Annotated in this window: 9 protein-coding genes; 6 read left to right on the forward strand and 3 right to left on the reverse strand. The window is 60.6% G+C overall.

Annotation, left to right across the window (positions count from 1 at the left end):
* The first annotated feature begins 237 nt into the window (after positions 1-237).
* Genes ACWTU7_RS10765 through ACWTU7_RS10785 form a run of 5 tightly spaced genes read left to right on the forward strand, consistent with a single transcriptional unit; the run spans position 238 to position 5,520 of the window.
* A complete protein-coding gene (locus tag ACWTU7_RS10765) occupies positions 238-1,830 on the forward strand; it encodes an ABC transporter substrate-binding protein (protein WP_029357039.1) in 1,593 nt (530 codons plus the stop codon).
* A 58-nt stretch (positions 1,831-1,888) separates the two neighbouring features.
* Positions 1,889-2,896, forward strand: a complete 1,008-nt coding sequence (locus ACWTU7_RS10770) for an ABC transporter permease subunit (RefSeq protein WP_455839940.1) — start codon at positions 1,889-1,891, stop codon at positions 2,894-2,896.
* A gap of 1 nt (position 2,897) precedes the next feature.
* Positions 2,898-3,815 (forward strand): ABC transporter permease subunit, encoded by a 918-nt coding sequence (locus ACWTU7_RS10775; RefSeq protein WP_036267520.1) that lies wholly within the window; start codon positions 2,898-2,900, stop codon positions 3,813-3,815.
* Between the two features lie 2 nt (positions 3,816-3,817).
* Positions 3,818-4,693: an ABC transporter ATP-binding protein gene (locus ACWTU7_RS10780; protein WP_455839956.1), complete on the forward strand. Its 876-nt coding sequence runs from the start codon at positions 3,818-3,820 to the stop codon at positions 4,691-4,693.
* Entirely contained in the window at positions 4,690-5,520 is an 831-nt protein-coding gene (locus ACWTU7_RS10785; protein WP_455839941.1) for a dipeptide ABC transporter ATP-binding protein, read from the forward strand. Before ACWTU7_RS10780 ends, ACWTU7_RS10785 begins: the two co-directional genes overlap by 4 nt.
* A 284-nt stretch (positions 5,521-5,804) precedes the next feature.
* On the opposite strand, the gene ACWTU7_RS10790 is transcribed toward ACWTU7_RS10785, so the two are convergent.
* The 3 genes from ACWTU7_RS10790 to ACWTU7_RS10800 form a co-directional block, all read right to left on the reverse strand.
* Entirely contained in the window at positions 5,805-6,566 is a 762-nt protein-coding gene (locus ACWTU7_RS10790) for a glucose 1-dehydrogenase (protein ID WP_455839942.1), read from the reverse strand.
* 41 nt (positions 6,567-6,607) lie between these two features.
* Positions 6,608-7,684 carry a PQQ-dependent sugar dehydrogenase gene (locus ACWTU7_RS10795; protein WP_455839957.1) on the reverse strand — a complete coding sequence of 359 codons (1,077 nt, stop codon included), beginning with the start codon at positions 7,682-7,684 and terminating at the stop codon, positions 6,608-6,610.
* 188 nt (positions 7,685-7,872) lie between these two features.
* A complete protein-coding gene (locus ACWTU7_RS10800) occupies positions 7,873-8,961 on the reverse strand; it encodes an alpha/beta hydrolase (RefSeq protein WP_455839943.1) in 1,089 nt (362 codons plus the stop codon).
* A gap of 313 nt (positions 8,962-9,274) precedes the next feature.
* Between ACWTU7_RS10800 and ACWTU7_RS10805 the strand changes: the two genes are divergently transcribed.
* Positions 9,275-10,165 carry a LysR family transcriptional regulator gene (locus tag ACWTU7_RS10805; protein WP_455839944.1) on the forward strand — a complete coding sequence of 297 codons (891 nt, stop codon included), beginning with the start codon at positions 9,275-9,277 and terminating at the stop codon, positions 10,163-10,165.
* Positions 10,166-10,440: the final 275 nt, after the last annotated feature.

The following is a 10,440-nucleotide window of genomic DNA, read 5'->3' on the forward strand; positions in this document are numbered from 1 at the left end:
GATGGTCGCCGTTCCTCACCAACGCCGGGTTGAAGATCAATAAAAAAATGCGGTCGTTAATAATACCGTGATCGGCAGAAATTGACATTTCATTCTCTTTTTAGAGGATTCAGTAGAACTAAATTCTGCTTCCCATGGGGTAGGCAAACGGGGTGTTCCAAAGCCGGAAAAACGGTGCTTATATGCGCGCTTCGCGAGCCTGATAGAGGGGCTTGGAAGAACATCAGGGAGTCCTTCATGAAAAAGAAACTGACTTTTGCGGCCGCGTTGCTGGCCGCAAGCGTCCTCGGCGGCATGGCCAATGCGAAACAGCTGGTCTACTGCTCGGAGGCGTCGCCGGCCGGCTTCGACCCGTCGCCGTGGAGCGGTGGCAACGACTTCGACGCGTCGTCGCGCACCATCTATTCGCGCTTGGTCGAGTTCGAACACGGCAAGACCACCATCACCCCCGGCCTCGCTGAGAGCTGGACGGTTTCTGACGACGGTCTCGAATACACGTTCAAGCTTCGGCCGGGTGTGAAGTTCCAGACCACCGACTACTTCACGCCGACGCGCGATCTCAACGCCGACGACGTGATCTTCTCCTTCGAACGCCAGTGGAAGAAGGAAAACCCGTGGTTCGACTATCTGGCAGGCACCGGCTGGGAATATTTTGCCGGCATGGGCTTCCCGGATCTTCTCAAGGAAATCGTCAAGGTCGACGACCTGACGGTGAAATTCGTGCTGAACAAGCCTGAAGTCGCTTTCCTGCCGGACCTCGGCATGGATTTTGCTTCGATCGTCTCCAAGGAATATGCCGACCAACTCGACAAGGCCGGCACCAGGCAGCAATTCACCCAAAAGCCGATCGGCACCGGTCCGTTCCAGTTCGTCGACTACCAGGTCGATGCGGTCATCCGCTATGCGGCATGGGACGGCTACTATGGCGGCCGCCAGAAGATCGACGATCTGATCTTTGCCATCACGACTGATCCGGCCGTGCGCGCGCAGAAGCTGAAGGCGGGTGAATGCGATATCATGTCGTACCCGGCGCCGGCCGACATCGCCGGCCTGAAAGCCGACCCGAACCTCAAGGTCGACGAGCAGGAAGGCCTGAACATCGGCTACATGGCCTATAACACGACCCAGCCGCCCTTCGACAAGGTCGAGGTCCGCAAGGCCCTCAACATGGCCGTCAACAAGCAGGCCATTCTCGATGCGGTCTATCAGGGCGCTGGCCAGGCGGCCATAAACCCGATCCCGCCGACGATGTGGTCCTATAACAAGGACATCAAGGACGATCCGTACGATCCGGACGCGGCCAAGAAGATGCTGACTGATGCCGGCGTCACGGATCTCTCGATGAAGATCTGGGCAATGCCCGTCAGCCGCCCGTACAATCCGAACGCCCAAAGAGTAGCCGAACTGATTCAGGCCGACTACGCCAAGATCGGCGTGAAGGCCGAGATCGTCAGCTACGAATGGACCGAGTATCGCGAACGCGGCAAGGCCAAGGACCGCGACGGCGCCTTCCAGCTGGGCTGGACCGGCGACAATGGCGATCCGGACAACTTCCTGTTCCTGCTCGGCTGCGATGCCATCGGCCAGTCCAACTATGCGATCTGGTGCAACCAGGAGTTCGAAGCTCTGCTGCAGAAGGGCAAGGCAACCACTGACGTCGCGGAGCGCACCAAGATCTACGAGGAAGCTCAGGTCGTGTTCAAGCGTGAGGCCCCGTGGCTGACCATCGCCCATTCCAAGGTCTTCATGCCGATGAATAAGAAAGTTACCGGCTTCGTCATGGACCCCCTCGGCATTCATCGGTTCGACGGCGTCGACGTCACCGAATAACTCCTGAGAAATTGGACGGCGGCGCTGGACTTCCGGCGCCGCCGTTCTATGAAGTAAGATGCTCCGCTATCTCCTCCACAAGCTTGCCTTGATCATCCCGACGGTGTTCGGCATATCGCTGGCGGCGTTCGCTTTCGTCCGTCTTCTGCCGGGCGATCCGATCCTGGCCCTGGCCGGCGAGCGCGGCGTCAGCCCCGAACGCTACGCCGAGCTTATCGAGCGGTTTGGTTACAACCGGCCTTATGTCATCCAGTATCTGGAGTATATCGGCAGGGTCCTGACCGGCGACTTCGGCATATCGCTCGCCACCAAGCGGCCTGTGCTCGGTGAATTCCAGGCGCTGTTTCCGGCGACGCTGGAACTGGCGACGATCGCACTGATCATTGCCGTGCTCATCGGCATTCCCGCCGGCATCTTCGCGGCGGTCAAGCGCGGATCATGGTTCGACCAGGCGACGATGGGTGTGGCGCTGACCGGCTATTCGATGCCGATCTTCTGGTGGGGGCTGCTACTCATCATCTTCTTCTCCGGCTATCTCGGCTGGACGCCGGTTTCCGGCCGCATCGGCCTTCAATATTTCTTCAAGCCGACGACGGGGTTCATGCTGATCGACAGCCTGATCTCCGGCAAGAGCGGCGCTTTCAGGTCCGCGGCCAGTCATCTGATCCTGCCGGCGATCGTGCTGGCGACAATCCCGCTCGCCGTCATAGCGCGGCAGACGCGGTCGGCGATGCTGGAGGTGTTAGGCGAGGACTATGTCCGCACCGCCCGCGCCAAGGGCCTGGCGCCGCGCCGCGTCATCGGGCTCCACGCTTTTCGCAATGCGCTGATCCCCGTCGTTACCACCATTGGCCTGCAGGTCGGCACGCTGATGGCCGGCGCCATCCTGACCGAAACGATCTTTTCCTGGCCCGGTATCGGCAAGTGGATGATCGACGCGATCGCCAAGCGCGACTATGTCGTCGTCCAGAGCGGCCTGCTGATCATCGCCCTGATCGTCATGGCGGTGAACCTGATCGTCGACGTGCTCTACGCCGTCATCAACCCACGTATCCGGGTGCAGTGAGATGACCGACCAAACCACGGCAGAAGCCACCGCCGCCGCCATTCCGACCGGCGGCCGGCAGCGCGCCTTCACCGAGTTCTGGCATTACTACTCGATGAACACCGGCGCCGTCATCGGCCTGGTCGTGTTCGCGGCTCTGGTGCTGATCGCGATTTTCGCACCGCTGGTCGCGCCGCATTCGCCTGACGAACAGTTTCGCGATTCGCTGCTGACGCCCCCGGTCTGGCAGGAGGGCGGCAAATCGATGTTCCTGCTCGGCACCGACGCGGTTGGCCGCGACATGCTTTCGCGGCTGATTTTCGGCGCGCGGTTTTCGCTGTTCATCGGCTTGGTGGTCGTGGTTTTCTCGCTGACCAGCGGCATCGTCCTCGGCGTGCTCGCCGGCTATTTCCGCGGCTGGGTCGATACGCTGATCATGCGCATCATGGACGTCATCCTGGCCTTCCCGTCGCTGCTCCTCGCCCTGGTTCTGGTGGCGATCCTCGGACCCGGCCTGTTCAACGCCATGCTGGCGATTGCGCTGGTGCTGCAGCCGCATTTCGCGCGGCTCACGCGAGCGGCGGTGATGGCCGAAAAGAACCGCGAATATGTGATCTCCGCCAAGGTGGCCGGTGCCAGTCATCTGAGGCTGATGGTAAAGACGATCTTGCCGAACTGCATGGCGCCGCTGATCGTGCAGGCGACGCTGTCCTTCTCCAACGCCATTCTCGAGGCCGCGGCCCTCGGCTTCCTTGGCGTCGGCGCGCAGCCGCCAACGCCGGAATGGGGCACGATGCTGGCCACGGCGCGCGAGTTCATCCTGCGCGCGCCATGGGTGGTGACCTTCCCCGGCCTTGCCATCCTGATCACGGTGCTTGCCATCAACCTGATCGGCGATGGCCTGCGCGATGCCTTCGATCCCAAGCTGAAGAGGTCGTGACCATGCCTCTGCTCGAGATCAGGAACCTCACCGTGTCCTTCGATACCGCCGCCGGACCTTTCATGGCCGTGCAAGGCATCGACCTGTCGATTGAGCCGCGCGAGGTGCTGGCGATCGTCGGCGAATCCGGCTCCGGCAAATCGGTGGCGATGCTGGCGGTGATGGGGCTGTTGCCGAATACGGCGACGGTAAAGGCCGACCGCATGGCCTTCGACGGCATCGACCTGCTCGAGCTCAGTCCGTCCGAGCGCCGCAAGATCGTCGGCAAGGACATCTCGATGATCTTCCAGGAGCCGATCGCCAGCCTCAATCCGTGCTTCACCGCCGGCTTCCAGATCGAGGAGGTGCTGCGTTTCCACATGGGCATGGACCGCGCCCAGCGCCGGGCCCGCGCCATCGAGCTGATGAAGCTGGTCGGCATTGCCGATCCGGAAGAGCGGCTGAACTCGTTCCCGCACCAGATGTCGGGCGGCCAGTGCCAGCGCGTCATGATCGCCATCGCCATTGCCTGCAATCCGAAGCTGTTGATCGCCGACGAGCCGACCACCGCGCTCGATGTTACCATCCAGAAGCAGATCCTTGACCTTTTGGTTGGCCTGCAGGCCAAATACGGCATGGGCTTGATCATGATCACCCATAATATGGGCGTCGTGGCCGAGACCGCGGACCGCGTCATCGTCCAGTACAAGGGCCGCAAAATGGAGGAGGCAGACGTGCTGTCGCTGTTCGAGCAGCCGAAGAGCAACTACACGCGCGCGCTGCTGTCGGCGCTGCCGGAAAATGCCGTCGGCGACCGGCTGCCGACCATTTCCGACATGCTGTTCGAACCGGCACCCTCTGCTGCGGCAGCCGGGCCTGCAACGGGAGCCGCGCCATGAGTGTGACGGTTCTCGAAGGCAAGAACATCGTGCGCGACTATCATGTCGGCGGCGGCCTGTTTCGTCCCTCGCGCACGGTGCATGCGGTCAAGGGCGTCTCGTTCAGCGTCGACAAGGGCAAGACGCTGGCCATCGTCGGCGAAAGCGGCTGCGGCAAGTCAACGCTCGCCCGCATCATCACCCTGATCGATCCGGCGACATCAGGCGAACTCTTCATCGACGGCAACAAGGTCGACATCGCCAGGGACGGCTTGACGAAAGAGATGCGCCGCAAGGTGCAGATCGTCTTCCAGAACCCTTACGGTTCGCTCAATCCGCGCCAGAAGATCGGCGACGTGCTGGGCGAGCCGCTGCTCATCAACACCGACAAGCCGGCCGACGAACGGCGCGATCTCGCCATGAAGATGCTGAAGAAGGTCGGCCTCGGACCGGAACATTACAACCGCTACCCACACATGTTCTCGGGCGGCCAGCGCCAGCGCATCGCCATTGCCCGCGCGCTGATGCTCAATCCAAGCCTTTTGGTGCTCGACGAACCGGTTTCGGCGCTCGATCTGTCGGTGCAGGCGCAGGTGCTCAACCTGCTCGCCGACCTGCAGGACGAGTTCAAGCTGACCTATGTCTTCATCAGCCACGATCTGTCGGTGGTGCGCTACATCGCCGACGACGTGATGGTCATGTATTACGGCGAGGCGGTCGAATACGGCTCGCGCGACGAGGTCTTTGCCGACCCCAAGCACAGCTACACCAAGACGCTGTTCGCGGCGACGCCGCGCGCCGACGTTGCCTCGATCAAGGCGAGGCTGGCGAAGAAGAAGGCCGCCTAGAGTCAAACTACTCTGAATGGGCGAGTTTGACCCGAAGGCGACTTTTGTCTGTCAGACTGCGAATGGCCGCTTTGCGCCCGATCTCGGCCGTAGAGATCGATTTCGCAGCTTCCTAAAAGCAGACCTTGCCGGCGATCCCCTGGAGGTCGTGGCTGCGCCAATTGCGGTCATTGCAAGAGCAGCGGCCCGCTGGACGAAGAAGTCATCGAACAGCGCCGTGTCGAGACAGTTTTCCGAAAGCGACATTCTCCGACGTGCCAACCGGCATTGGGGCGGCTCGGTGGCTATTGGACGGTGTAGCCACCATCGACTGGCAAGGCGTGTCCGACGATGAAGCTCGCCGCGTCGCTGCAAAGCCAGAGGACTGCGTCGGCGATCTCTTCCGTTCTGCCGAGCCTGCCCATTGGAACGACTTGCATCAATGCATCCATCGCCTCCGGCTGGGTCTCAAGCATTCCCGTTACCATGGGCGTCTCGATGATGCCTGGGCAGACCGCGTTGACCCTTATTCCCTTGGCGGCGTATTCGAGCCCGGCGCTTTTGGTCAATCCGACCACGCCATGTTTTGAGGCATGATAGATGCCGCGTTCTGCGATCCCGACCAGGCCTCCAAGCGAGGAGTTGTTCACGATTGCGCCGTAACCCTGCTTGCGCATCTGAAGCAGCTCGTACTTCATGCAGTTCCAGACACCGCGCAGATTGACACCCATGACGAAGTCGTAATCCTTGGGGTCCGCGTCAGCGGTCTCGGCGACGGGGCTTTGTACTCCGGCGTTGTTGAAAGCCGCATCAAGACGACCGAATTCGGCTACCGTCTTCTCGACCATGGCCGCGACCTGCTCCATGTCGGCGACGTCGCACCGGATGGCGATAGCGCGGTGTCCTGCAGAGGTCAGGGAGTTAGCCGCAGCGCGGACCGCGCTCTCATTGACATCGGCAAGCGCGACCGCCGCGCCAGCCTCCGCGAAGGCCTTCGCTGCCGCCAGACCCATGCCGGAAGCGGCTCCCGTGACGAGAGCGACCTTGTTTTCGAAAGAGATGTTCATAGCATTTAGTCGTTGTTCCGATGGAAGTTGAGCTTCGTCCACTAGAGCTTGGGCGACAGCTTGATGAGATGATCGTCCGACGGACCTTCGCCTCGGGGCGACCGGTTCGTCGTGATGGCGTAGATGTCATTGCCGATGGAGAGCACGTCCCTGTACCGATCTCCCGACGTGTAGATCGGCTTCAGTTCATTCGCTCGCGCGTCGAGAACATAGATGCCGCGTCCGACGAGCGTGGCCACGAGAAGTTCATTCCCTCGGAATGTGATACCCGATGGTGCCCAGGTGTTGGTCCCGGAATGAAGGCGGGCGGTTTCCATTCCCTCATGTCGTTCGTCGCCGTCGACAGTCGGCCATCCGAAGTTCAAGCCGGGCCGGATGTGATTGATCTCGTCACGGGCCGATTGACCGTGTTCAGCGACGAACATCTCGCCGTCCGGGTTCCACGCCAGGCCTTGGGGATTGCGGTGGCCCAACGTATACACATAAGACCGCTGGAAGGGATTGTTGGCAGGAACCTCGCCCTTCAAGGTCATCCGCAAAACCTTTCCTGCAAGGCTGTCCCGGTCTTGCGGAAGATTGCCGTCCTCGGTCCACCCGGTGGTAACGTAGAGGTACCCATCGGGTCCGATTGCCAGACGTCCCCCGTTGTAGAGTCTGTGTCCCGGAATTCCGTCGAGGAGAGTGCGGGTCTCCCGCCAGGAGTCGCCATCGAAGGCGGCTTCGATGACCTTGTTGTACAGGCCACCCCCGGTTCGATAGGTGTGATAGAAGTAAGCCGCGCCCGAGGTCTCGAAATCCTTGGCGAGCGCCATGCCGAGAAGGCCACCACCGCCCTCGCGGGCGATGCCGACTGTAGTCTGCAAGGCATATCTGCGCATTTGGCCGCCCTGGACGACGACGATGTTGCCGGCGGCCTCGGTCACGAAGACTCTGTCGCCGCCAACTTCGATGTCCCAGGGGTAATCGAGCTCGCCCACGACGGTTTCAACGACCCAATCGTCGGTGGACATGCCGAGGACGGAGTGCGGGAGCGAGGCGTCCTGTACCCATGCGATGGAGGCTACGGTCCCGTTGAGGACGCAAGCTAACGCGACTGCCGATGCAAGATGTTTCGTCATGATGGGCACCAACGGGAAGGAGTGGTTGCTTGGCCGGCCGTTCACGACTCTCTGGTCGCGGCGGATGGAGGTGTTTGAGTTCGCAGCGGACGTTTTGCGGTTGGACGGAGGGCGGCCTTCTGATCTTCAGCAGATCAAAAAGCCTCCGTCCCGCGGTCAGAAACCAATCCGTTGCAATACCGCGCCTACTAGGCTGAGAGGTGCCGGTCGAAAAAGGACTCAAGCTTGTCCCAGGGGATGAGGTTCACCTTGTCATACAGGTCAACGTGACCCGCTCTCGAAACAATGAAGAGTTCTTTCGGCTCGGCCGCTTTTGCAATTGCCTGCTCGCTGAAGAAGCGCGAATGGGCGTTTTCACCGGCGATCAGCAAGACGGGCCGTGGCGAGATCATGTCGACATGGTCGAACGGCCGGAAATGCAGGTAGGACGGGTCTCCGGAGACAGTCATCGCAGTTGTCGCGCGCGGATGAGCGCCGCGGGGCGTACGGTAGTATTCGAAGAATTCCCGCGTGATCGCATCCGTTTCGGGTGTCAAGGCTTCAGGCAAGGCGAAGTACTGCTTCTGTGCGCCCGCGGCTTCGGCCCAGCGCTGTTCACCTATTTTGGTGAGCATCTCGATGCGGGCGGCGGCCTTCATTTCTTCGCCCTTCCATGCCCATTTCGCGCCGCCCATGTCGTACATGCTAACGGTAGCGACCGCCTTCATGCGCGGATCGATCTGTGCAGCGGCAAGCGCAAAACCGCCACTTGCGCAAACGCCGATGACGCCGATGCGATTCCGGTCGACGCGCGGGTCGAGACCAAGGAAGTCGACGCCTGCGCTGAAGTCTTCGACAACGGCTTCCGGCGACGAGATGAAATGAGGCTGGCCGCCGCTTTCCCCGTTGTACGAGGCATCATGTGCGATGGTAATGAAGCCGCGTTCCGCCATCGTCTGGGCGTAGAGCCCGGCAGTCTGCTCTTTAACGCCGCCATAGGGATGCCCGACGATTAGCGCGGGATGGCGTTGCGAGGGATCGATGTCCTTCGGGACGTACATGTCCGCAACAAGATTGATGCCGAGGCGATTGACGTACGACACTTTACAATGCTCCACGCGCTCGCTCTGCGCGAAGGTCTTGTCCCATGTTCCAGCATATTGAGCGAACGCAGGGCTGGCAGCGAGCGACATCACGCCTGCCGCGGCAACACCTACCCCGGTCAGCTTGAGAAGCTCACGCCGACCGATGCCGATCGTTTCCTGTCGGTCGTTCGATTCAATGGGTCCATTGTCCATTGCTATTCTCCTTTGCCGTCTGACTGGTTGCAGGAGGAATATAAACTGGGCGGACCTGACTGATTATCGGCTACGATCTGCTAGCGCTTATGTAGCGTGTGCATAAATCGACGACATGCGGACACCATCATCCATGACTTGGAGCGCTGCGAACGCGGAGAAAGTAGGCTGTTTCCTCTGCCCAAACGCTAGCCATTGTGCGTTTCAAGCCACATCAACTCCGATGACCTATTCTTGATGAGCAATAATCGGTGATGAAGTTTCGCGATCCCAGGCCGTATGTCTTGTGGATCGCATATAAAGGAACAAATGGATGCTGCGCGCGAACGTAAATGACCTCTTGGCTTTCATTGTCGTAGCGCGGGAACGGAGCTTCACGAGAGCCGCCGCGCAGTTAGGCATGTCGCAATCGGGTCTCAGCCATACGATACGGGCACTCGAATCTCGTCTTGGGCTTCGACTTCTGACCCGCACCACCCGCAGCGTGTCGCCAACGGCCGAGGGTGAGCGACTGTTGAACGTGATCGCTCCCCGGTTCGAGGAGATCGAAGGCGAGCTTTTTTCAATCACCGAACTGGGAGAGAAGCCAGCTGGTACGATCCGCATCACCGCCGAGGACTACGCGATCGACACGGTTCTCTGGCCGAAACTCGAGAAGGTTCTGCGTCAATATCCCGACATCAAGGTCGAGTTTATCGTCGACTACGGACTGACGGACATCGTCGCCGAGCGGTTTGACGCGGGCGTTCGGCTTGGGGAGATCGTGTCACAAGGCATGATCTCGGTGTGTATCAGCCCCTATCAACGGATGATCGTCATTGCTAGCCCAGCGTACGTCGAAGAGCGGGGCATTCCGATAGAGCCTCAAGAGCTGACGTCGCACCAATGCATCAACCTCCGACTCCCGACACATGGCGGAACCTACGCCTGGGAATTCGAAAAAGACGGGGAAGGATTGAGAGTCCGAGTGGAAGGTCAGGTCATCTGCAACGGGATCAGGCAGATTTTGAACGCCGCGGTCAGTGGCTACGGTTTCGGATTCGTGCCTGACGGCTTGGCGATACCTGAAATCGAGGCCGGGCGGTTGGTTCAGGTACTCGCCGACTGGTGCCCGTCGTACCCCGGGTATCACCTCTATTATCCGAGCCGTCGACAACCGTCCGCAGCGTTTAAGGTCGTCCTCGATGCGCTTAGGCAGAAATGATAGCGCAACGGCTGTAACGCCACAGTTCGCGCTCACCGATTGGCGCTCAGAGATGAGGACGCGCCGCGGCCACCTTGAAGCATGGCGTTCAAACGCCCGAGCCTTCATCCCAAGCGACGGCGAAGGCCGCTTTGGATCACGTCAGGACCATACTCGCACCACCTTCAAGGTCCGTTATCGAATATCTGGATTCCGAAACCGCCGGTCCGCTGTTGATGCGGTGGACGGCTCTCCTCCGCCTTGCGGCTATAGTCGCTGGGCCAGAGCTGGAGGAG

The sequence above is a fragment of the Mesorhizobium sp. BHscii genome, assembly GCF_053848065.1.

What these genes read in the sequence shown, in the direction of transcription:
- ACWTU7_RS10770 (WP_455839940.1), top strand. Translation starts at nt 1,889, where the DNA reads ATGCTCCGCTATCTCCTCCACAAGCTTGCCTTGATCATCCCGACGGTG.
- ACWTU7_RS10785 (WP_455839941.1), top strand. Translation starts at nt 4,690, where the DNA reads ATGAGTGTGACGGTTCTCGAAGGCAAGAACATCGTGCGCGACTATCAT.
- ACWTU7_RS10805 (WP_455839944.1), top strand. Translation starts at nt 9,275, where the DNA reads ATGCTGCGCGCGAACGTAAATGACCTCTTGGCTTTCATTGTCGTAGCG.
- ACWTU7_RS10795 (WP_455839957.1), bottom strand. Translation starts at nt 7,684, where the DNA reads ATGACGAAACATCTTGCATCGGCAGTCGCGTTAGCTTGCGTCCTCAAC.
- ACWTU7_RS10800 (WP_455839943.1), bottom strand. Translation starts at nt 8,961, where the DNA reads ATGGACAATGGACCCATTGAATCGAACGACCGACAGGAAACGATCGGC.
- ACWTU7_RS10775 (WP_036267520.1), top strand. Translation starts at nt 2,898, where the DNA reads ATGACCGACCAAACCACGGCAGAAGCCACCGCCGCCGCCATTCCGACC.
- ACWTU7_RS10765 (WP_029357039.1), top strand. Translation starts at nt 238, where the DNA reads ATGAAAAAGAAACTGACTTTTGCGGCCGCGTTGCTGGCCGCAAGCGTC.
- ACWTU7_RS10780 (WP_455839956.1), top strand. Translation starts at nt 3,818, where the DNA reads ATGCCTCTGCTCGAGATCAGGAACCTCACCGTGTCCTTCGATACCGCC.
- ACWTU7_RS10790 (WP_455839942.1), bottom strand. Translation starts at nt 6,566, where the DNA reads ATGAACATCTCTTTCGAAAACAAGGTCGCTCTCGTCACGGGAGCCGCT.